The organism is Microcoleus sp. N9_B4 (assembly GCF_036701635.1).
In the GTDB taxonomy this organism is placed as follows: domain Bacteria; phylum Cyanobacteriota; class Cyanobacteriia; order Cyanobacteriales; family Microcoleaceae; genus Microcoleus.
On sequence record NZ_JAUBRC010000004.1, the window covers coordinates 114,962 to 137,806 of the forward strand.

Genomic DNA, 22,845 nt, shown 5'->3' on the forward strand with positions numbered 1-22,845 from the left:
CAAAATATTAACTAATGTGTCGGACGTTTAATACAGGATGTCCAATTGATCGGGTAATTAAAGCTCCCCCCAACTCAATCTCAAGGAGCATCCGAGAGGTTATTAGTGGGCAGATTGCTCACAGCCCGCTGGAGAGACGAAAGTCCTAGGTTGTAGGTGACAATTGCCGACAATCGGTTTCTCTCAGCCCTAGTCAAATCAGTTTCCGCCTGAATCACATCCGTCTGAGTACCCACACCAGCTTGAAACCGCAGTCTCGCCAGACGCAGAGCTTCCCTTGACTGCAAAACCCCCGCCTCAGAAGTTTCGATATTCTCAAAACTCGACTCCAAGCCAAAATAAGCTTGTTCCACTTCCCGGCGCACCTGATTGCGGAGTTGGTCAAATCGACTTTCGGCGATCGTAATATCAGCATCCCGCTGTTTCACCCTGGCGTTCGCCGCGCCCCCATCGAAGATACTCCAAGTAAGACTCGCCCGGATCGAATAGCCGTCGGCCCACCCGCGAGCAGCAAACGGATCGGGGTTATCAGGGTCTTGTCCCAGTACGTTGTAACTACCCCCAACACTCAGTTGAGGCAAACGCCCCGCCTGAATCGATCGCCTCTGCTGCTTGCTGATATCCCTCTGCACCAACTGCTGTTCCAACTCGGGGCGATTCTTAAAAGCCTGCACGATACTCTCTTCCAAAGACAGCCTCCAAGAGCCCGCTTGCTCTACCGGATCGGCCGCCGTCAAGTTCGCCGACTGGCTGATATTCAAAATCTCAGCCAGACGCCGCTGGGCAACTCGCTGATCGCGACGAGCAACTGACAGTTGCTGCACTTCGTTAGCCAAATTTGCCTGAGCCTGCAACACCGCAAACCGGGTTCCTACCCCTGCCCGTTCCAGGGCTTCGGCATCCCGCAAACTTTGCTGGGCATTTCTGACCGAAGCTTGGCGGATGGCAACTTGTCCGTCGGAGTTTTGCAAGTTGTAGTAAGCCTCAGCAGTGTCGAAGCGGAGTTGCTCGGCTTGGCGTTCCACATCCAGTTCCCGAAGGCGCAATTGTTCCTCTGCAGCGCGGATGTTAGCGCGCCGCCTTCCGAACAAATCGATGTCATAGTTCAACTGCAAAGTGCTGTTGAGACTGTTGTTGCCGAAATTTGTGCCGGCTTGCTCGGCGGGCTGCCCGGTTCGGTTAGCCAGAGCGTTGAGGCGGCGCTGCCCAGCCCGGATTCCGAGTTCTCCGCCGGCACTCACAGACCGGCTGGCGTCCATTTGAAAATTCAGGTCTGGATAAAGAGCAGCTTGCTGTTCGCGCAAAGCGGATCTGCTTTGTTCCACTTGCTGTCCGGCGATTTGCAAAACTTGACTGTTGCGACGGGCGAGGTCGATCGCCTGCTGCAAGGTAATTGACTCTGTTTGCTCGATCCTGACATCCTCCGGGTTTGTCGGAAACAGCAGCGGATTCGGGTTTGGTTCCAGGGAAGCCGGAGGCTTGGTGTCTAAAATGCCCCTCGGAGGGAGAGGGGGGAAACTTTCGTTCGGAGTGCCCCGGAGAATTGGTACCGGGGAACTGGGCACAGGAACATTGTTGGGAGGGATCGGGGAAGGCTGCTGAGCGTCTGTCGGTCCCAAACCTCTTAGAGGCGTTGAACCGGCCTGAGACAGAGTTGATGGGGAAGCCGGAGCAGCCTGTTGAGGCTTTGATGCTTGCTCCGGCCCGGTTGGGGGGTTAAGGGCGATCGACTGTTCGGCCTGTGATGCTGATTCTGCCGCTGTGTTCGAGGTCGATCGAACCTTCTGCCCTAATTCGAGCTGATTACTAAGGGCCAAACTGTCCTGAGATTGAGTCGGAGACTGTGCTGAAGCACTCTGTGCGGCGTTGCTGAAAGTAATTGCAGCGCCCACTCCGACTACGATGATTTGACGAAAAACACGCATAATTTTTTAATTACTCTGCAATCCTAGAGACAATTTTAGAGCAAGATTGAGGTCTCAAGTTTCTAGTCTGTAGCCTGAACTCGACGGTTACAAGTCACAATTACCATACTCATCTTAACTTTTGAATGTTCGATTCAAAATTTAGAATTTAACTTCAGCAGTTGCCAGACCGATCGCCGCCGAGATTAGTTCCTCTACTCCGCTCACCGGCAAAATCCGGGTTTTTAGCGAGCTGGCGAGCTGTTCGAGGGTCATGTCGTCTAGAAAACGCGGTTCCCCCTGTTTTAGCATCACCGACGGCAGCAGGATGCCATCTCCCAAGTCTCTGCCCTGCAAAGCTTCGAGCAAATCTTGCCCGGTGAGCAAACCCGTAACAGTGATCGTTTGTCCCCAGTAGTGGCTGCACAGTGCTGCCATGTTGACGGACAAGCCGGGAATTTGGTTTAGTTGTTGTACGATCGGCTCAAAAGCTTTTTCTACAGCATTCCCCACCACCCAAACTAACTTGCGCGCAGGCTCGACTGGCATCGGTTGCAGCTTCTCAAAAGCCGTTTCAAACTGCTGGATAAACTGGCGGATAGAACCCACACCGTTACCAATTTGCGGATAATCTTCGTAATCAGCAGCCGACGGCAAATCTAAACCCGCGATTAAAAACCACTCGTCAGCCAGCCAAATACAGCGCGATTTTGAATTCTGCTTTTTCGCCTTTTGGCCGCCTTTTCCTGTACTCAAAAGCCCTTGAATTTTCTGCACTTGCTCGATCACTTCTCGCGCTTTTTCCGCAGTTACTGCGATTAGTTCATCTTCGGCAGGGCGAAATCGAGTTAAACCCACCGGCACCACAGCCACCGATGCTACAGCGGGAATACTTCCAGTATGAAACTTTGCCAAATCTAACAAAGTGCGTTCTAAATGTTCGCCATCATTAATACCAGGACAAACAACTACTTGAGCGTGAATTTGCAAGCGGCGTTCTTGAAACCATTTGATTTGTTCTAGAATCTTGCCAGCCCGGAGATTTTTTAGCAACCGAATTCGCACTTCTGGTTCGGTAGCGTGCACCGAAACATAGAGAGGAGAAAGCCGCATTTGTTCGATTCTGTCCCACTCTTTTTGAGTCAGATTTGTGAGAGTGAGATAGCTACCATAAAGAAAACTAAGTCGGTAGTCATCATCTTTGAGATAGAGAGTTTCCCGCTTTCCCGGTGGTTGTTGGTCAATAAAGCAAAAAGGGCAGCGATTGTTACACTGAATTAGTCCGTCGAAGAGGGCTGTTTCAAATTCTACGCCCAAGTCTTCGTCATACTCTTTTTCTATTTCTAACTTGTGACTTTTGCCTTTACTGTCTAATACTTCTAGTTCGAGAAATTCATCGGCGCACAGGAATTGATAGTCGATCAAGTCGCGGGGTTTTTGGCCGTTGACGGCGACGATTGAGTCTCCTGGTTCAAATCCCATTTCCGCGCAGATGCTGTCGGGGATAACTTTGGTGATTAGGGCTGGCCTGGTTGATAAGTCGCTCATATTTATTAGTTATTTGTTATTTGTTATTTGTTATTAGTGGAACTCTATTACACTTGTTTTGAGTTTATAAAACTTAGGCTATTTTATCGCCAACTATGACAGCGATTGGAACCGCATAATGAATTTCCTCGCCTCGAAAATGCGCGCCAATTCCGAGACTATCAACACCAATATCCTCTGTAAAAATTTCTCTGATTTTCTGGTCATCGCCGGGGTTGGGAAAAGAAGCAGCTAACTGTTGTTCTAGCCCAAGTTCTACCTTGTAAAAAGCCAATTTAACATTTTGAAGATTGGCATCTGCGACTAATTTTGGAAACTCTTCCAGAGTCAAGGCGCGAGTATGAGAGGGATCGCGCAACTTCTCAATCCGGTCATAAGCATTCACTTTATCCGCTGGCAAAGCAACATCAGCAATGAGGATTCGACCACCTGGACGACATACGCGAACCATCTCTGATAGAACAACATCTGGCTGCAAAAAATGATGGAAAGCGTAACGACTCAGAACAACAGAAAAAGTAGCATCGGGAAATGGTAGTGTTTCAATATCTCCTTGTTGCCAGGATAGATTAATCAAGTTTTTCTGTTGGGCCAGAATCTGGGCTTGTTCGAGCATCGCTGGTGTGATATCAATGCCAGTAACGTGACTGGCAACTTCCGCAAAAGCACAACTAACAATACCTGAACCGCAAGCAACATCTAGAACTGTGTCTTTGTCAGATACACTCGCCATTTCTCTCAGCAGGTACAGAGACTCTTGATTTGTGTGAGCGTACAATTTAGAGAAGGGAATTGCCTGACGAGTGAACTGGTCGATGATGGATTCCTGATGTGCGGTCATAGTTTAGGATGTGGCTAGCGGAGAATGTTTACAGTTTAACTTGTCTAGGCTGAATTGGGCGATCGGGCAATTTGCCCTTTGTTTTCACCAGGGACTCATTTCCTCTGGCATCTTTTTAATGTTGTTTTGCTGTACCTGTCAGCAAGAAGCCTGCTCTTAAATTGGTCAGAGCGAGTAAAAAATTAAAACTCAAAGTAATATATCGCGCATACTCCCTCTCAGGTTCCTACGATCGCATACCACAAACTCACCATCAGGCACAAACTCGCTAAATGTTGTGGAATCAAAGATTTAATTGAGCGCTTAGCAATTTTTTGAGTCACAAATATTGTCACTAATAATGATACAATCAAAGTTAAACCTTGCAAGAAACTAATCACCGCTGGATCGGCAATAAAACTCGGTAAATCGTCTCTAATTTGTCCGAAAGTGGCAAAAGTTACGGGAATCACTCGACCGCCTTCCTGCAAACCCAATCGCCAATAGTGAGCCAAACTACCGCCCCAGACTAAGGGTAAATAACCGTAGGCGAGAGAGACAAATGAGAGGGGTTTGTAGGTGGTAAATGGCATGGTTTCTGCTTGTCCCAATCGATAAATTGCCTGCATGATTGCGTAGGCCATTATGGGAATCATCGGCGGGATAATTAACACTGCGATCGACAGTCCTAAATGAGGTAAAAATTGCTCTAAATTGATGCCCAGCCCCAACCAACTATTTATCTCCGGCAAGCGATGCAGATAAATACCGCCTAATAATAGAAATAACAGGGCAACTTCATAACTGTGAGGAACGTGGGTAGTCCATAATTCGATGCCGGGAGGGCGCAGATTTAATTCTACCGATCTATGCGGACAAGCTTTCAAGCAAGTCATGCACAACACGCAATCTTTATTATCGGTTAATTGGGCGGGATGGGAATAAATCGGACAGCCATTAGTAGTTAATCCTTCCCCCAAGCCGGGGCCGCCTTTGTAACATTGGTAGGTGCTGCATTCCGCCGCGCAGGTTCCTTGTTGGGCGCGAAGTTCGATAATTGAGAGTTTAGCAAATAATCCATTCATTCCCCCAATCGGGCATAAATAACGACACCAAAATCGCCTCTCGAAGATTAGGGAAAAAATTACCGCCCCGGCGGTGATGAGCAACAACAAACAACTGGATAAATAGGCGGTATTTTCTAAATTCCACAACTCTTCCCACAGAAATATCAGAGTAAATAGTCCAAATAGAAACCAGCCACCCCATTTCTCGGCTTGTTGGCGCGGCCATTTATTGAGAGTTCGAGGGAAAATTTTTAGCGATAGTTTTTGGACGATTTCCCCATAAATCATAAAAGGGCAAAAAGCACACCACAATCGCCCGATGATGGGGAATAATAATAAAATTAACGGCCACCACCACGCCCAAAAGATATTTAGGGCAAAATTATGTTGTCGATCTTGGGGAGCAACAAACAGGATAATTACCACCAATGCAAATACCCAACTGGTAAACCAATAATTCACGCGATCGGGATACCAATCGCTCCGTAAAAATTGCCGAAATTTTGGATAAATATTTAATAAATTCAGCCGAAACTTTTGTTTTTTCGCCGCCTGGGCCCAAAACACTTCTTCCGTTAATACCTGACTCCCCTGTGCTTGAACTAAGGCGCGATCGACCATTCCCTGCAATTCCTGCAAATTACCTGGAAAATCGTAGGCTTGTAAGCGGCGAATTGCTTCCGGTGTAACTTGGGGCTTGACTAATTTCTTTTTGCGACCAATGATATTGAGATAATAGTTGACTTGTGCCTCTAAATCTGTTTTTCGCACCCGCAAGGATGGGACTTTAATCTTGTGTTGTGTCAGCTTATCTAGCTTGGGCTGCACAATTTCTGAGATTAAAATTATCCGGGCTTTACTAGGACGCGGTGGTCGCGGTATTTGTCCTTCCTTGACAACTGGCGTATAGGTTCCATCGGTTAATAATTGCTGAATTTGGGGGCATAATTCAGCGGGTAATTCTTGCACGTCATTTAAAATTAACGTTCCTTCTCCCAACCATTCCAACAGCCCCGGTTTGCCGCCCAACCGCCCGAATAATTCCGCTCCATTGCTCTGAAGTAAAGCACTTTTAATCTGAATAATTGGCTCGTTGCGGCGATGGGAACCGAAATGAATTAAAGCAGCTAAATTATCCTTTTCTAAACCAGGTTCGCCAGAGATTAATACCGATCGGCTGTCACTCGATGCCGTGCGAATTTGTTGGCGCAATTTCACTGCATAACGACTATTGCCAATGACTCCCCGTCTCGCCCTAGGTACTAGATAGCTGCGGAGGGCATTTTGACGCTCGCGTTCGTAGGCGATTTCTGCTTCTAACTGTTCTAATTTCGCTGCCAAGCGTTGAGCGTAGGCTTCGGTAATGCGTGGATATCTTTTTAGCAAACCACGCCAGCGATCGGCACTAATTACCCAAAATTGACACTCTGTCCGAGCAATAATTCGACTATCCGCAGGTTGCGATCGTTGAACGGCCGATAAATTGACGATCGCCCCCGGTAATAAACTACTCGCCCACATTAAACCCGGTTGTTTGCTGCGGTATCGATCGGCCTGTCCTCGTTCTAGGATATAGAGATTAGTGACGGGCGTATCTTCTATTACCACTCGAAATCCAGGGGGAAAAGTTGTCATCTCCATTTCACCCGCGATCGCCTGTAAAATCTCGCGGGATAATATGCCTAATTCGGTGCTCGATTCGAGCCAGTTAACTAATGTTTCGGTAGACATCGCTTAGCGTCGGCGACAGCCGAATCGTGGTGGTTGGTGTAGGATATATATTTTTGTGCTACATCAATATTAACTGCTGGGAACGACTAGCATTTTGAGTTTGAGTGTGGTGTTAATTTTCTGTCTTCAGCATAGCCGATCGACACTCCCCGCTCTAATATATTTTTTGCACGTCCTCCTGCAATCCTCACCTTAAAGGTATTCCCGATCGCGCGAGGCTGCCATCCAAGTTGCACTGCTTGCCTTATCCATTGTGCTGCATCAGAGGGTGTTACTGGTTTCACTTCGTTAGTTGCAGTGAAACCTTGAGGATGAGGTCGATCGGTGAGGATAACTAATACCATTTCTCTAAAATCGTGCAACACTCTTCGACCCCCCCTAGCCCCCCCTTGCTAAGGGGGGGGACAAGAATACTGTTGCATTCTTTTGTAAAATTGGTATAACACCGAACCCGGTTCTTCAGCGTGTTGGACAGCAACATGAAGATTTCCGCCAGCGAAGCATTCTTGCGTATAAGTAGCTTGTCTTCGGATTAGCCAGATGAAAGGCTCCCCATCAACAATTATTTTTCTGGTTCCTTTTTTCGGTATTGACATATTTTGCTAAGGTCGATCGCCTTTAGAATCAGGATAAGTTCTGGGTTGTGAATTTAGCTTGGCTGTGAGAGGATGTATCAAAAATATGTATTTATGAAACTCAAAATTTTGACTGGTTCCTGACAGGCTTAGTTGTTTTTGCCAGCACAACACCGCTCTTTTGTCAACCCAGCCGTGCGGGAAATAATCGCTTTTGTTGCGATACTCTTCCATATATTAGCACTGGGATTCTGAACGGAGAACCCGTTTTAAATCTGATACTATTGTTCCCACAATTCCGGGAGCGATAAAGAAGGACATCGCTACACCAATGCTAGCAGCAGGAACCAGCATAATTAGCGCTAATTGTGCATTTTGGCGCTCGCTGTCTTCGGGCATTCTACCTCCTTCACCGCGACGCTCACTTTGAGTTAAAAGCTAACAGCTTGTCAGCTATTAATAAGCTTTTTATGAACGGGTTCTTCGGCCCGTTCCACAAGAAAATTTACTCTTTGTGGAACAGGCATCTTGCCTGTTCTTGTTTTGTGGAACAGGCATCTTGCCTGTCCTTGTAATTATAACAACCTACGCATTTTTCACTGCCCCACCTGCGATCGCCGTTAAAATGGCTACGCCAAAAGCTAGCCGATACAACACAAATATCCACGTCTTTTGAGTTTGCAGGAACTTCATTAGCCACGCGATCGACAAATAAGAAAACACAAATGCCGAAATCGTTCCGACTATCAAAGCTGCAACTCCAGCATCGCCGATTCCTTGTCCCAAATCACCCTTTAATTCCACTAATCCAGCCAGAGTAATTGCCGGAATTCCCAATAAAAAAGAAAACCGCGCGGCGGCGGGTCTTTCCAATCCCATGAACAATCCTGCTGTTAGAGTGGAACCCGATCGCGAACACCCCGGAATCAATGCGATTGCTTGAGCTAATCCCATCAAAATACCGTCTTGAACAGTTAACTTTTCATAAGTGCGATTGCGTTTGCCAATTTTTTCTGCTGTTGCTAACAGTAGCGACATGACGATCGAAGCAATAGCAATGCTGGCCAAACTCCTGAGTGGCGAGTTGTCAAAATCTGGAACCAATGCCTTGATTAGCAGCCCAAAAAATACTATAGGTATTGTTCCCAAAACCAGTCCCACCGCCATTTGAAACTCATGCGATTTGTAGTTGCGCTGCACCAGGGCTTCTACTGCACCAACAGTTATATTTGTCAAGTCTTTCCAGAAATACCAAAGCACTGCGACAATGCTGCCCAACTGAATAACAGCAGTATAAGCAACCCCGGGATCGCCCCATCCCAGGGCGATCGGCACTACCTTTAAATGAGCGCTGCTGCTGATGGGCAAAAACTCTGTTAATCCTTGTACAATTCCTAAAACAAGGGCCTGCACCAGATTAATTTGAGCAGACCCGGAAACATCAGCAGCGGGTGTTTGGGCGAGGAGTGCGTCAAGCAAAGCTATCATTAGTTGTAAATTCCCAGTTGTCAGTTTCTAGTAATCAGTTGAATTTAATATCTTGCACCCTTCTGGGAAGCTAGAAGCCCACCCCACCACAAATAAATTTTATTGTGGCGCGGACAGTTCCACTCCGCCCCTGAAAAGCCGATCGCAAATAGTGATTTTCGGCCTGTAGAATCGCCTTGTCGATCGCCACTATCAGCAATTTACGATCATCGACCCGAAACTACTTTAACCTACTCAACAACATTTGCCTACATTTTGCTGATAAACTTAGGAAAGTTTTTGCATCTGATTTCGCTTTCGTTACAGCAACTGCCCACAACCTATGATATTTCCTGAGAACAAAAATTCAATTGTTACTGCTGCTTCTGGCATCCGCTGGCTGAGGCGAATCTTGTCAGCCAGTCTTTTAACAGTGGCGATCGCACTTAGCTTGATACTGCTAACCGGCACGCCACCCGCCTTAGCAACTCTCACCGACGATCGCTTTGACGGTACAATCTTTGCCCTCTACGCCGGCAACGGTTCCCTAGTTCCTCCTAAAGTCAAGATTGCAGATTCTTTCAAACGCCATAAACCTGTACTATTGGTTTTTTACACTGATGATAGCAGCGACTCCAAGCAATACGCGATAGTCGTCTCTCAACTCCAAGAATTTTACGGCCGCGAAGCCGATTTTATCCCCGTAACAATTGACTCTTTGCCTCCACAACCGTCACCAGAAATCACGGAACCAAGTCATTATTACGAGGGTTTCGTCCCTCAAACTGTCATCCTAGACCAATCGGGAAAAGTAGTTTTTAATGAGAAAGGACAAATACCTTTTGAACAGGTAGATGATGCTTTTCGGAAAGTATTTGATTTGCTGCCCAGAGCAAAATCAGTCCCGCTAAAACGCCGTGTTGTGAACGAACTCAACGTCGAATTGTCGAAGTAAAATATTGCAATAGAGGACACGGCAGTGCCGTGCCCCTACCCGGATTAATTGTATGGAAACTGCACGGCTGTGTCCTGATTATGGGTAAAATTAATTCCAATAGTATCGGATTTGATATAACAGCTATTCAATCAATTCAATATCAAAAATGCAGTCAGTAATCAAAGTTTTATTAATGGCAGTTTTGACTGTGTTGTTAGTTTTAGAAACAGCAGAAATCGGGCGATCGATAATTAGCGCTTTTCCTGACAGCAGTTCCCGCAAACCTTTAGCTTTAAATCAATATACAGGTGTCGCCTATCTCGATTCCGCTTCCTGTACTGGTTCGTTGCTAACGGGAGGGTTGTACCTTCTCACGGCGGCCCACTGTCTGAATGAAGGCGGAGTTAAGGTTCCTGCTGAAACGGCAATTAAAGCAATTTTTAAATTGCCTAGGGGTGAAGTTAGCATCCCCGTTAGCAAATATTATATCCATCCGGGCTGGACTGGTTACGAATCGGAAGTTGGCAACGATATTGCTATTTTAAAGCTGAAAAGGATCGCGCCGCCAAGGATAGAACAGTACGAGATAAATAGAAACAAAAATGAAGTCGGGAAAGTATTGACAAAAGTTGGATACGGGTATACAGGTTTAGGTGCAAAGGGACAAGATGAAAATTCTAATTCTGAGGCCAAAAGATATAGCGGACAGAATCGGTATGATGCTTTAATTGATGTTTTGAAAGATGCTACAGAATCAGATATGTCGGAATTGGTTGTGGGAAGTCAATTAATATTTGATTTTGATGCGGGAACTAGCGAACACGATGCTTTGGGGAGGCATTTTCCGAGATTGCGCGATCGAGGTTTGGGGAAAAATGAGATAGCTACGGCTAGCGGAGATTCCGGCGGGCCTTCGTTTGTCGAGGGCAAGATTGCGGGGATTAGTTCTTGGGGTTATAGCGATCGGGGATTTTTCAAAACAAACATCGCCGATATTGATAAAATTGACGACAATGGCAGTTTCGGGGAAATTTCCGGCGACACGCGGGTATCGTTTTATGCTAATTGGATTGACAAGATGACCCAAAATCCATCCTAGGATTTTTTAAAATTTCTACTAAATAAAAAGCTTAGCGCCTTAACGCTACGCTGCCAACAATTAATAAGTTTTATCAATTATATCACGATCGTTTCAATCCCTCAAGTGTCAGGCAAAATAGATCAGAACCGTTTAACTTCAAATCATGACCAAAACCTTAATTCCCGTAATTCTCGCCGGCGGTAAAGGCGAACGCTTCTGGCCCCTCAGCCGCAAGCAGCGCCCCAAGCAGTTTTTGAGTCTCGACGGTAGCGGCAAGAGTTTGCTGCAAGCTACAGCAGAAAGACTATTAACATTAGGTAACGGCTGGGACGATTTATGGGTGGTAACGTCGGAAATGTTGGCTGCGGGAGTCCGGGAACAGTTGCCACTTTTACCCCCGGAAAATTTGCTGGCGGAACCGGAGGGCCGGGATACTGCGCCTGCGGTGGCTTGGACTGCTATAGAAACTGCCAAGCGTTACGGTGAGGATGCGGTAGTGGGTTTTTTCCCGGCGGATCACTGGATTGGGGAACCACAGGAGTTTGTCAAGACTTTGGAAGCGGCGGCCGAGTTGGCGAAAAATCAGGATGCGATCGCCACTTTGGGAGTAAAACCGAGTTATGCTTCCACCGGCTACGGCTACATCGAACAAGGTGAGGAAATTGGCAGTTTTGCCGGTTTTCCGGCCTATCGGGTGGCGAGATTTACCGAAAAGCCCGATCGCACCACTGCTGAGGAATTTGTAGCCAGCGGCAAGTTTAGTTGGAATGGCGGAATTTTTGTATTTCGAGTCGGAACTGTCTTGACAGAATTGCGAAATCATGTACCGGAAATGATGGCAGCTTTGGAAACAAAAGGCGCGCAGGCTTACTCGGAATTACCCAAAATTAGCATCGATTACGCGCTGATGGAGAAGACGCAAAAAGCCTGTGTTCTGCCCGTAGGCTTTAGCTGGGACGATTTGGGAGATTGGAATGCGATCGGCCGTTTGCTGCAAGGAGATAAGCCGAATGTCGAATTAGCAAAACACGTCGGAATTGATACGAAAGGCGGCATTTTTTATGCAGCAGATGAGAATGAAGTCATTGTTACTATTGGTTTAGAAGATGTGGTAGTTGTCAGAGATGGGAATGTGACTTTGATTGTGAAAAAGGACAGGACGCAGGAGATTAAACAGGTAATCAAGGTATTGGGAGAAGATGAAAAATTGAAAGATTTATTGTAAGCAACCGAGGACACGGCATTGCCGTGTCCCTACCCCAAAATAATGATTAATTATAGGGAAACGGCACTGGCGTGTCTTGATTTCTAAAGCTGAGTGCAACTTGTAGCCGCCGCCTGTTGCTGGATCAGTCTAGCCGTTTTACCAACAGGTTGGGCAACTGTTAAATTCGATGTCACTGGCCGCTGAGCCAACAACTGAGATGGTGGCTCTAAACTGATATTTTTAGGCTGTTTCTCTGCCCTTTTCGTCGAAAATTGCGGTGCTGATTGCACAAACTTTTCGATCGGAATTCCCCAACTCGATCGCACCATTAACTCCCCCATTGGTTCACAGGGTTTCGATCCGTCCTGAAACACATACAAAAAAGTCAAGAATAAATCCAACGAGCTGACAGCGATTCCGGCTTTGTTAGAACTGCTGGCAATTGAAGGAAGCATAATAACTATCGATGCTTCGGGATGCCAAAAAGAGATAACATCGTTGAGCAGCAAGAATAAAGGAGATTATATTTTAGCGCTAAAAGGGAATCAAAAACTGCTTCACCAGGATGTAAAGAATAGGGTTGAATTGGCTCAAAAAGAAGATTTTATAGGCATAAAATATAGCTATTGCTAACAAGTAGAAGGGGACATCATCGACCATAGAAAAGACCGATTTGGACAGTAGATATGTCTGAGATACCACCGCTTCACAATGAATCATTATGGACAGAATTAAAAACAATTGTGATGGTAGTGAGCGACGTTTGTGGAATAAAACCACCACTGAAGTTCGCTTTTATTTGAGTAGTTTAGACAGTAATGCTGAAAAAATCGCTCTAGCAATTCGCAGTCATTGAGGCATGAAAAATAGCTTACATTGGACATTAGATGTGACATTTTCGCTCAGACAAGAGTCGGATTCGCAAAGATCATTCTCCCGAAAATTTTGCTTTGCTACGTCGCGAGTGGTGTTAATTTACCGAAACGAGAAAAAACGTTTAAAGGAAGTTTAAAAATGAAACGATATCTGGCCGGAATGGATCATAATTATTTAGCCCAAATTTTAGAAGCTGCCAGTTAAAATTCGACAAGTCAACCACATTCCCCATCTCAATTAATTTGGCTTGGAAACTTCAGGTTTTTCAAGCTCGGTTTCAACCTGTTAATTGCATCAGATTTAAGAGTTTTAAGAAGAGTTTTGTGAGCAGATTTAGCGATGCACAAATATGATTTTCTGTCAATTTATTTTAGATGCGTTTACCCTGTTAACTCCATGCTCATAGATATGAGGTAAATCAGTTTCAGGATCGACATAAAAGCGCCAATTCATACACTAATTATTTTTGTTAAACAGATGAACCCAAATATAAGATACCACAAAAACTCGCTTAGCACGGTTTATGGACATGAGGCTGCTATAAGTTTAGCGTTCTGGTATAATTATGTTGGTGTGTCACTTACTCATTAACGCCAAACATAAAGTAATGGGTTAAATCTATGAACAAGCCAAGTATAAAATACATTAAAATATGTCATCACTAATCTTAACTCGAATCTTTCTGGCAACCGCAGCCATTTTCGGAGGTTTATCCGTTGCAGGCGGTGCTTTTGCCTCCCACGCTTTGAAAAATCAATTGACCGATCGAGCTTTAGCAATTTTTGAGACCGGTGCCCGCTATCAAATGTACCATGCCCTGGCTCTATTACTCGTCGGTTTACTCTTGAGCCGCGCCCAAGAGTCTCAAATCTTGTTTGCAGTGGCTGGATGGGCTTTTATTGCCGGCACTATCATCTTTTCAGGCAGTTTGTACGCCCTGAGTTTGACTGACATCAAATGGCTAGGTGCAATTACGCCGCTGGGGGGAGTTGCTTTTATTGTTGGTTGGGGATGTTTGGCAGTCGCAGCTTGGAGTTTTAAATAGAGATTGGCAATTCCCAATGCCAAATCCCTCCGCGAGAGTTCCGCTTTTTGACCCCATGCCCTATGCCCTATGCCCTATGCCCTATGCCCCATTCCCTAATTATCAAACACGTCCCTGGAAAACATCTCTGTCAAAGTACGCAAGTAAGGTACAAATACCGTTAAATCTTCAGCAGGAAGCCGCTCGCATATTTCCCAAAATAAAATCAGCAGCATATCCTGCACTAACTCCCAACTTACATGAAGTTTCGGATACAACATCACGCAAATTGGAAACAATTCTTGCTGTACCGGGCGAATGCTATCTTCCAAAACGCACCAGCACAAATAGCTTTGAAAAATCTCGACATCACGGATACCAGAAATTTTTACCTCGCGATCGCTCAAATAGCCGCTGCTGCTGCGGTATCCTTGATGCTGGGCACTAGCTCGATCGTACACTGCACTAGCAATCTGAGTCGTGTGCTGCAACAAATGCTGAACGGCTAATAGAGCTCTTGAATTCAGGGGCTGATTCGCCGCCGCCTCGTTAATCTCTCCGTAGGGAATGTGTAGGTAGTCGTCTATAACTTTTAAGTATGGTGCAACTTCTGCTCTCTCTGACTCCGAAAGACATCCTAACAAAATTTTGCTAATGTATTGAAACTCCACCGTCACAAATCCCAGCACTAACGGATCTGTCTCTGAGTATTTTCGCCTCACTTTGATAAGATCTTTTCCCACCAGCACTGACAAGCGGAAAACAGGTTCTCTATCAGCATAAGCGTCTATTGCTTTCCGATATAAGGTGCGAGAATCGGCAGCAATTTCTAAAGAATTAATTAAGCTTGCATCGATCGCGTGTCGCTGTATTTGTTCCCCTAAAAGAGCTTCTACTCTACTCCAAGCTATCTCGCTGGCTAATTTCAGGGTATCTGTCAATTTGTCAACTATTTGGGATCTATTTCCCTCAAAATTAGTTAAATCGAGGCTTGGGAGAATTTGGCGTGGCGCTTGGTTCTCTCGTCCCGCCACTGTACTGTAATATTTTTTTGCCCAGCTAACTGCGAAGGAAGAAACGCTGACACCTTTATCTTTTGGGAGTTTGTCAGTGTCCGATCCGGTAATACCTTGGGACGCCTGACTTGCGCCCTGTTGAAGTTGGTCGGCTGCTGGTAAAGATTTTGAAGATATTTGTGAAATACCCGTCATAATAAACCTGGTTTTTTGATTAATTCGCACCCGATCTATTCCCCTAATTTTTAACTTTATTAACTACAATTTTCTGCATTTGTACGCTGACAGTCATCAGCTATTACGCTTAAAGCTATAAGTCATTTTGCTTGACTGCCTGCATCTTTTATAAGCTGCACGTTAATAACATTATTGATTGTGCGCTCGATCACCATCACCCTGTGATCGCGACCCTAATCTATTTTTTTACCTATAAAGAAGACGGGAAATAAATTTAAGTTGTCTTAAAGTCTGACAATTAAAGTCAAATCTGCCTCAAAAAAACTGCTGCTTGGAATACTTTATCTTTGTTTTGGAGCGCTTTGGTCGATCGCCCTAATTTCTTAAAGAAGCTAGGCTACAGCACGATCTAGCTATGACTTTGGTTAATTTATTTCTATAGCTGAATTAGAAATGTATTTTAAGTGTGGCGATTGTTAAGAAACCCTAACAAATTTAAAGATCGGCTTTTCTAAATAAAAAATTAAATTTAAGATGAGAATCAGATTTATGTGCATTTCGTTAATGCCATTGCCAGGGCCGTTTTTTGCGATCAGTTGTTTAGCTTCCCCGTGAAGCGAAGCTATCCCGTAGGGAATCGCGCGCAATTGATCGTCGTCCATTCGATCGGCAAACTACCCTTCAAAAGCGGAATTAGCGACTGACTAGCCCCATCCCTCCCACATTTTGCCAACTCTGACTGGTTCGAGTCCTCTGCCGGAGGCCGAAGCCTGCCCCTACAGCGATAGGATGAGGTTGATGCGGGCCCCACGGGCGATCGCTCCTCAAAAACAGCACTGTCAGTAGGTCTTTAAGGCTATGGCTTCGGGTAGGATTAGTAGGACGAGAGGAAGTGGATAAAATGAGCGCTAGCAGCAATTCAACAGAAATTAAGTTCGGAACCGATGGGTGGCGGGGACTGATTGCCCATGACTTTACTTTTGCCAACGTGCGAAAAGTCACCCGGGCGATCGCCAGTTACCTAGAAACCGCTTACACCAAAGACCGCCCAGTTCTAGTCTCCTACGATACCCGCTTTCTGGCAGACGAGTTCGCCCGCACCTCAGCGGAAGTATTGGCAGATTTGGGATGGACGGTGAAAGTGGTCGATCGAGATTGCCCCACACCAGTCATCGCCTACAGCGCCAAGCATCTCAACTCTGCAGGAGCCCTGATGTTCACGGCTTCGCACAATCCCGCACCTTACTGCGGCATCAAATACATCCCCGACTACGCGGGGCCGGCAACCCCGGAAATTACTGATACAATTGTGGCAAATATTGCTGGTGCTTCTGATGCCCCAGCCAAAGGCAGCCATAACGATAAAATTTCCACTTTTGACCCGAAACCCGAATATCTGAAGTTTCTTTATACTTTGATCGATGTGGAGCGGATTCGCTCTGCTAAGTTGAAGGTGAAATACGACGCTCTCTACTCGACTTCTCGCGGCTATCTCGACGGCGTTTTGGAACACTGCGGCTGCGATGTCGAAAGTTTTCACACCTACCGCGATGTGCTGTTTGGTGGTGGAATGCCCGAACCCAAGGGGGAACAGTTAGTTGAGTTGGTGGAAGCTGTTAAGAAGGATTCGGCGGATTTGGGTTTAGCTACCGATGGTGACAGCGATCGCTTTGGTATTGTTGACGAGTTGGGAAATGTCTTGACTCCAAACACCGTCCTGTTGCTGCTGGCGCGTCACTTGGTTAAGAATAAAGGATTGACTGGGGCGATCGTCCGTACAGTCGCAACTACCCACTTGCTGGACAATTTAGCCGCCAAGTACGGTTTAACAATCTACGAAACCGCAGTCGGTTTTAAATATATCGGCGAAAAAATGCGGGAAACTGCGGTGCTCATCGGTGGCGAAGAATCTGGCGGTTTGAGCGTTTTGGGTCACATTCCCGAAAAAGACGGGATTTTGGCTGATATGCTAGTTGCTGAGGCGATCGCCTATGAAGGCAAACCGCTTTCTCAGCTAGTCGAAGAAGCCATTAAAGAAGCCAACGGCCCCCTGTACAACAAACGTTTGGACTTGCACCTAGAAGAAGCCCACAAAGCAGCAGTTTTGGCATCTTTTACCAAGAATCCCCCCACAGAAGTAGCAGGTATCGGCGTTAAGGAAATCGGCCGCAAAGACGGAATTAAACTTTATCTGGAAGACGGCGGCTGGGTACTGCTGCGGCCTTCGGGAACCGAACCCTTGATGCGCGTTTACATGGAAACCAATTCTGTGGAAAAAGAAACCAAAGTTGCTGAATACATGGAAAAGGTAATTTCTCAGTTAGAACCTGTTTAAATTTCTACCTATTCCAACGGGGGTTTTTCCCGTAGCGCTTGGGATTGTGAGGTGCGCTTCGGCGCACCTTACGTAACGTATTTTTGATAACTGCTGGGCCAATTATATATTTGCAATACACTTGGATTTGTTTAAGCTTGGGAAGTGTAAATTTATTTATGTTTGTTAAATTTTTAATTAATTTAAAAAAATTCTCTATTTTTTCCGCATCTACTTGACTTTTCCCCTAATCTTATTGTATATTATTAAATAATGGGATGTTTGCACAAATAAAAATTTTACACATATTTCAAATATAAAATAATTATATAGCGGTTATCAAAAAAGTGAGGTATGCCCTATGCCCTATGCCCTATGCCCTATGCCCTATGCCCTATACCCTATGCCCATGAGTACCTCATCTTTCTGAGAAAGGCTATACAAGTTAAATTACTAGCCTGTCAACCCGTTTATGAAAACAATTCCTCTGCTCGCCATTAGTTTTTTAGTAGCAATTTTAGTCAGCGCGATCGGCATTATCTCAGTCCAGAACGCCGCTCCAGTATCCTTAAACTTTATCTTTTTTCAATCGATACAAATGCCCGTAGGGGTAGTATTGGCAATGAGCCTGAGTGCAGGACTTATCGGAGGTGCGCTACTGCAACCGCTGTGGAACCTTTCAGATTCCAAAAACTCGCGTCCTAAATTTCAGGCAAATCCAGAAGAATCCGACACCATACAATATTAAATAGATTTGATCCCTTAGAGCGAATATACCTGACCGTCAATCAGCAGCCGAGTAATTCCCTTAGCTCGCAAATAAGGTGCTGTTTTTTGCAGCATACTGCTGTCAGGAATCTTGAAAACCCTTTGATTGCGAGTAGCAAATCGGCGGGCCACTCGGTGATTGTCAAACACTGCCAGGGTTTTCTCGCGAATTTCCGCCGCCGGAATTTGACCCAGTTCGCCAAAAGCTTTTAGAGGTCTGGTGATTAACTCTGCCGCCCGATCGACCACTAAATAGCAAATTTTGGGCAGAGATGCTTCGCTTAAAGGCAAAACTTGAATCAGTCCTGTACCCCGAAGCTCGATAGACTCACCCGACGATAGTGAACCCAGCAGACTGCCTTCAAACAGAGAGTCTTCATCCTCTACATCTTCGTCGAAGTCGTCATCTAAATCGTCTTCATCATCCTCATCATCCTCCTCATCCTCGTCGTCGTCCTCGAAATCCCTAAAGTCTTCACCTGCCAGCAGCCCTTCTGCTGGCAGCATTGCCTTTAGTTCACCAGTCACAACAGCGCGGTGGCTTCGATCGGCAATATTGGCTGCTGGGGCATCTGGCACATCAGAAACATCCAAATCCGACTCTATATTCTCTCGAATTTCGAGTTCTGCAACTGGTTCAGGGACTGCTCCAGAACGCTTTCGGATCGTCGGTCTCGAATTTGAGGCTGACGGCAGGACAGGGACTGACTCCGACAGGGGAACAGCTACAGGATCAATTTCGCCATCTGCCGACGACTCAGTAGTCGCCTCTGTCGGTTCAGAAACACTTGTGCGATCGGACAAACGCTTTTGTTTTTGCTGCACTAGAAATTCGTATTCCGGCTCCGACAAAGCACCCTGAAGGATACGCCTTACAGTCGAACTGCTCACTCCGTAGCGCTTTGCCAGAGTGATAGTATTCTCGTTTGACTGTCGGTACAGCCTGATGAGTTCGCGTTTATCGGAATCGGAGAGTTTTGTAGGCGTCATGCCAAGTTTTCCAGCAAAAAGACGTAAAAAGACGCAGGCTAGCAGTCAGCGAACTGTGATTTTTCATCTTCGATTTCAAGCTCAGAGATGCCGACAAGGGCAAAAAAGCTTTCGCGGCCCATCCCTTGCCAAAGCAACCCTAATCTCAAATCGCTAGGCTGCGCGACGACTGCGCCTGCTCTGGCGAGAACGGGTTGAGATGTCATGTTCCAAGATAGCTCCAATCCCAAACAGGATGGCACTGAAAACAAAAAAGACTTCCAGCAAACTGCCGCTTTGATAACTACCCTCAGCCTGAGTATCGCGCCATTTAAAGTACATATCTGCGATGTAAAGCGAAAAAGTTGCAGCCGCAATCATTCTCCAAGATTGGGAAAAACGTCCTCCCCAAAACGCCAGCAGCAATGCAGTAGCAATAATCAGCAGAAAAACGTCCCCAACGATGTAAAACAAATTGATTGCGTTTTTGTGAGGCGCCAGTTGCTTGTCAAGTGCCATCACCCATCCCGGAGCTTTGATTTCTGCTTCTGCTTCTGCTTCTTCGAGTGCGGATGCAGGATCAGTCGCTGCTGCTCCTTTTGCCTGTATCTTGGACGAATTGTCCAAATCAGGCGCTATTCCTGTGGCAGCCGTTGCTGGTGCAGATGTCACTACTTCTTCTTGAGTGGCTGCCGGAGCCATTCCTAGCTGGGCCCTCCAAGAGTCAGGTGCAGCAACCCAAATAGCTACAGCAATCCCGAAGGCTGCAATTCCCGCTAACAAAGCCCACTGCCAAATTTCTAGATTCAGCCGCTTGGAAGTCACAGCTACAACCATGCCCCCGATCAGGACCACATAGCTGCCCAGATAAAACGCATCTGCAGGAGACACGTCGGGATCTAACTCGAAATAGAGTTCCCAAATCCCGAACAGCACGCCACCTATGAAATAAAACAGCATCCCCAGACCTATGCCCAGCCAGACGTTGCGCCCGCTGACCATGTGCGGGCTTTGCCAGTTTCTAAAACAGACTAAAGCCGCTCCGAAGTATGCTCCGCATTCAAAAATATAAGTGCCGATCGAGTACCAAAGAGGTAAACCCTCTTCTGCTGAGAGGGGGACGCTGAACAGCAAAAAGAACAGCAGCGCCATTACAGCCCAGACAATGCCCGCAATCACTAGGGTCTGAGCTGACAGTAAAGATGGAGATGTAGATGACTTTTCTGAAGTGCTACTCATAGGGATTCCACGAGACCTAACTAGCGGTTGAACGCACCCCATCTCAATCTTTGATTGTAGATGAGGATTCTTTCGCAAAAGAACCTTTGTCTGACGCTCCCGGAACAACTGGCGTCCGAGCGCGTGTCGTTGGGACTTTTGCCCTCGTACACTCTAGAAAGACTAAGCAAGAATAATATCTATTTACTAATTCAAGGAATTAGTAGTTAGTCGATCTTGTACCCGGAAATATAATGATAGAAATGCGGTATATGTCTCCACCCTTAAGGTTTTTACAGTACCAAATCTATCTCTAAAATTCTACCCTCAAAGGTTGAGGTATCGGTTTTTTTTGCTTTCCCACTCCCCTACTCATATCAATGATTCTGGGTGGGGACTGCGATCGAAACTTAGTTAAATTGCCAGACCATAGGTGGCATCCAAACCGAATCAACAATTTGGTTGGTCAATACAAGTTGGCCATCCAACCTGTATATCGCGTACCCCCTACAGTGCAATTATCTAAGCTCAATTATCTGGACCCAATTGTCTGAGCAATTGTCACAGATTTTCTATCCTGCGATCCACAACTTGTTGAGGGCTGATTGTTTCAGCCAATCTAGAAACTGAGTCCGATCCGGTGCTGGCATATCTTGCAGCACATCGCTTACTCCCTCCGCGAAGTCTGTATTGCCAAAATATGATTTACCCAAACGGTGCAGTTCTTGCAATAAGGTCTTGAGATGCTGCTCTTGCCAAGGAGGCACCTTGTGATTTTGCAAGGGACTAACGGTTAGCCAGTTTTTTATCGCATCAGGGGAGTCTGCCTGGGGGAAGTTTCCCTGCTGAAATACCTTGGCGATATCTTTCTGAAACGATGTGGCTTGCCTTGCGCCTAAGAGATCTTCTACATCGAAGTAAACAGCTTGGAGTAGCAGCAGACAAGCCTGCGCGAACAGTGGTGCTTTGGCTGCTTCATTCCCTGCCGGTTCTTCACCGGCAAGCTGATCTAAACGGACTTTTCCCCAGACGCTATATCTATCCGGCTCTTCTAGCAGAACACAGGCTTTGCCTCGGTTGTCGGTTAAGTCCCGCCACAAGGCTCTGGCGTCTTCTGCTTGCTTGCCGTTGAAGGCGCTGATCAGGCGAAAAGTCTGCCCCTGATAATTGAGAATGGGAATTTGTTGATCCCGTTTTGGGTGTTGAAAATTGGTTATTTCAACATCCTGCCGTTTCAGAATAAACATGACACTGCGATTTGACTCCTGTCATGGCCGAGGTGCTGTGCTTTTGACACTCCCCATGCCTAAAGGCGAAGGGATTCTTGATTCAGCGAGTCCACTTAAATTAGCAGGATTGCTCCCGATCACCCAGAGATGGTTCTCTTTTCAAGCGTTCCGATACTTTTTTGCTAACAAATGCTAACAAATATCTAAGCTGAGATTGTCTCTCAGCCTTGGCGTATAAATCAATGCACGAAGGAAAATCCCCCGCGCACAATTTACGACTGCTGTACTGGCAACGCTTGATTTTCGCGCTCGTGCCGAGCGGGCGATTGACTGTTTTGCTTTGATGCCATAGAGGAAGCTTATATAGAGGCTCCGTACCATCAGGGATTTTCACCTGAGTCTTTCAATCCTAGTTCTACCACATTTTTATCAAATATCAAGTCGAGCAGAATGTTGGCCAACATAACTCAATATCAGCAAAGTAGTCATTATGTCTCAACTCATACCTAAAATTAGGGGACGATCTCTGGTTTTTCGCTAATGCGGTCAGCGTTTTAGGCTTTGTCACTAGCGGATGTTAATCTAACCAATAGACATCGGAGAAAAAGCACCTGTGGCTCTTGTCCTGTCTGAGCTCCGTCTTAATTTGGGGAGAGATGCGATCGACCAAATAGTTGGGTTTCAACTCGACCTCTAAATACGTTACCCGAGCTCACGTCCTACCTAGTTTTGAGGGTAAATTTACAAGTGTGCTGTTTGCCGGTGAGTCCCTCCAGCTTGGGTGAGATAGAGGAAGAGGACGCACAGGCACTCTCATCACCTTGGTTTTTTTCCCGGCCATCGCGCTCCACGCCGTCTTTTTCTACATCAAAGCGGTTTCTGCGTAAGTCATCACATAATTTACTTGCTCGATCGCA

At 46.1% G+C, this 22,845-nt stretch carries 21 protein-coding genes; 7 read left to right on the forward strand and 14 right to left on the reverse strand.

Annotation, left to right across the window (positions count from 1 at the left end; translation table 11 throughout):
* Positions 1–80: 80 nt before the first annotated feature.
* The 8 genes from QUA43_RS03985 to QUA43_RS04020 form a co-directional block, all read right to left on the reverse strand.
* Positions 81–1,925: a TolC family protein gene (locus QUA43_RS03985; protein ID WP_333371230.1), complete on the reverse strand. Its 1,845-nt coding sequence runs from the start codon at positions 1,923–1,925 to the stop codon at positions 81–83.
* Positions 1,926–2,066: 141 nt separating this feature from the next.
* Positions 2,067–3,452, reverse strand: coding sequence for a TIGR03279 family radical SAM protein (locus QUA43_RS03990; protein WP_333371232.1), 1,386 nt, complete (start codon positions 3,450–3,452; stop codon positions 2,067–2,069).
* Positions 3,453–3,525: 73 nt separating this feature from the next.
* Positions 3,526–4,293 (reverse strand): methyltransferase domain-containing protein, encoded by a 768-nt coding sequence (locus tag QUA43_RS03995; protein ID WP_333319609.1) that lies wholly within the window; start codon positions 4,291–4,293, stop codon positions 3,526–3,528.
* 218 nt (positions 4,294–4,511) lie between these two features.
* The gene (locus QUA43_RS04000; protein ID WP_333371234.1) at positions 4,512–7,070 is read right to left on the reverse strand and encodes a sigma 54-interacting transcriptional regulator; all 2,559 of its coding nucleotides are present in this window, start codon (positions 7,068–7,070) and stop codon (positions 4,512–4,514) included.
* Between the two features lie 86 nt (positions 7,071–7,156).
* On the reverse strand, positions 7,157–7,435 hold the full coding sequence (locus QUA43_RS04005; RefSeq protein ID WP_333371236.1) for a hypothetical protein: 279 nt from the start codon (positions 7,433–7,435) through the stop codon (positions 7,157–7,159).
* A 237-nt stretch (positions 7,436–7,672) separates the two neighbouring features.
* On the reverse strand, positions 7,673–7,879 hold the full coding sequence (locus QUA43_RS04010) for a hypothetical protein (RefSeq protein ID WP_333371238.1): 207 nt from the start codon (positions 7,877–7,879) through the stop codon (positions 7,673–7,675).
* A gap of 3 nt (positions 7,880–7,882) precedes the next feature.
* The gene (locus tag QUA43_RS04015; RefSeq protein WP_333371240.1) at positions 7,883–8,044 is read right to left on the reverse strand and encodes a hypothetical protein; all 162 of its coding nucleotides are present in this window, start codon (positions 8,042–8,044) and stop codon (positions 7,883–7,885) included.
* Between the two features lie 186 nt (positions 8,045–8,230).
* The gene (locus QUA43_RS04020) at positions 8,231–9,133 is read right to left on the reverse strand and encodes an undecaprenyl-diphosphate phosphatase (protein ID WP_333371242.1); all 903 of its coding nucleotides are present in this window, start codon (positions 9,131–9,133) and stop codon (positions 8,231–8,233) included.
* 322 nt (positions 9,134–9,455) lie between these two features.
* Between QUA43_RS04020 and QUA43_RS04025 the strand changes: the two genes are divergently transcribed.
* From QUA43_RS04025 to QUA43_RS04035, 3 genes are all read left to right on the forward strand, one after another.
* Entirely contained in the window at positions 9,456–10,067 is a 612-nt protein-coding gene (locus QUA43_RS04025) for a thylakoid membrane photosystem I accumulation factor (protein ID WP_333371244.1), read from the forward strand.
* A gap of 148 nt (positions 10,068–10,215) precedes the next feature.
* Positions 10,216–11,148, forward strand: a complete 933-nt coding sequence (locus QUA43_RS04030; protein WP_333371246.1) for a trypsin-like serine protease — start codon at positions 10,216–10,218, stop codon at positions 11,146–11,148.
* 145 nt (positions 11,149–11,293) lie between these two features.
* Complete coding sequence (locus QUA43_RS04035) at positions 11,294–12,355, forward strand: mannose-1-phosphate guanylyltransferase (RefSeq protein WP_333371248.1); 1,062 nt, start codon at positions 11,294–11,296, stop codon at positions 12,353–12,355.
* An 83-nt stretch (positions 12,356–12,438) separates the two neighbouring features.
* On the opposite strand, the gene QUA43_RS04040 is transcribed toward QUA43_RS04035, so the two are convergent.
* Positions 12,439–12,792 carry a hypothetical protein gene (locus tag QUA43_RS04040; protein ID WP_333371251.1) on the reverse strand — a complete coding sequence of 118 codons (354 nt, stop codon included), beginning with the start codon at positions 12,790–12,792 and terminating at the stop codon, positions 12,439–12,441.
* On the opposite strand from QUA43_RS04040, the gene QUA43_RS04045 reads away from it, so the two are divergent.
* Together QUA43_RS04045 and QUA43_RS04050 are read left to right on the forward strand one after the other, a co-directional pair.
* Positions 12,761–12,970 carry a hypothetical protein gene (locus tag QUA43_RS04045; RefSeq protein ID WP_445301946.1) on the forward strand — a complete coding sequence of 70 codons (210 nt, stop codon included), beginning with the start codon at positions 12,761–12,763 and terminating at the stop codon, positions 12,968–12,970. The genes QUA43_RS04040 and QUA43_RS04045 overlap by 32 nt on opposite strands.
* Before the next feature lie 895 nt (positions 12,971–13,865).
* Positions 13,866–14,258, forward strand: a complete 393-nt coding sequence (locus QUA43_RS04050) for a DUF423 domain-containing protein (RefSeq protein ID WP_333371252.1) — start codon at positions 13,866–13,868, stop codon at positions 14,256–14,258.
* 95 nt (positions 14,259–14,353) lie between these two features.
* Here QUA43_RS04050 and QUA43_RS04055 read toward each other — a convergent pair whose 3' ends face one another.
* Together QUA43_RS04055 and QUA43_RS04060 are read right to left on the reverse strand one after the other, a co-directional pair.
* A complete protein-coding gene (locus tag QUA43_RS04055) occupies positions 14,354–15,478 on the reverse strand; it encodes a hypothetical protein (RefSeq protein ID WP_333371254.1) in 1,125 nt (374 codons plus the stop codon).
* A gap of 428 nt (positions 15,479–15,906) precedes the next feature.
* Positions 15,907–16,092 carry a hypothetical protein gene (locus tag QUA43_RS04060; RefSeq protein WP_333371256.1) on the reverse strand — a complete coding sequence of 62 codons (186 nt, stop codon included), beginning with the start codon at positions 16,090–16,092 and terminating at the stop codon, positions 15,907–15,909.
* A gap of 239 nt (positions 16,093–16,331) precedes the next feature.
* On the opposite strand from QUA43_RS04060, the gene QUA43_RS04065 reads away from it, so the two are divergent.
* The gene (locus QUA43_RS04065) at positions 16,332–17,765 is read left to right on the forward strand and encodes a phosphoglucomutase/phosphomannomutase family protein (protein WP_333371258.1); all 1,434 of its coding nucleotides are present in this window, start codon (positions 16,332–16,334) and stop codon (positions 17,763–17,765) included.
* Between the two features lie 451 nt (positions 17,766–18,216).
* Complete coding sequence (locus QUA43_RS04070) at positions 18,217–18,492, forward strand: LapA family protein (RefSeq protein WP_333371260.1); 276 nt, start codon at positions 18,217–18,219, stop codon at positions 18,490–18,492.
* A gap of 14 nt (positions 18,493–18,506) precedes the next feature.
* Here QUA43_RS04070 and QUA43_RS04075 read toward each other — a convergent pair whose 3' ends face one another.
* The 3 genes from QUA43_RS04075 to QUA43_RS04085 form a co-directional block, all read right to left on the reverse strand.
* Positions 18,507–19,502, reverse strand: coding sequence for a hypothetical protein (locus tag QUA43_RS04075; protein ID WP_333371262.1), 996 nt, complete (start codon positions 19,500–19,502; stop codon positions 18,507–18,509).
* Positions 19,503–19,655: 153 nt separating this feature from the next.
* A complete protein-coding gene (locus QUA43_RS04080; RefSeq protein WP_333371264.1) occupies positions 19,656–20,720 on the reverse strand; it encodes a hypothetical protein in 1,065 nt (354 codons plus the stop codon).
* A gap of 551 nt (positions 20,721–21,271) precedes the next feature.
* A complete protein-coding gene (locus tag QUA43_RS04085) occupies positions 21,272–21,946 on the reverse strand; it encodes an Npun_F0813 family protein (RefSeq protein WP_333055855.1) in 675 nt (224 codons plus the stop codon).
* Between the last annotated feature and the right edge of the window lie 899 nt (positions 21,947–22,845).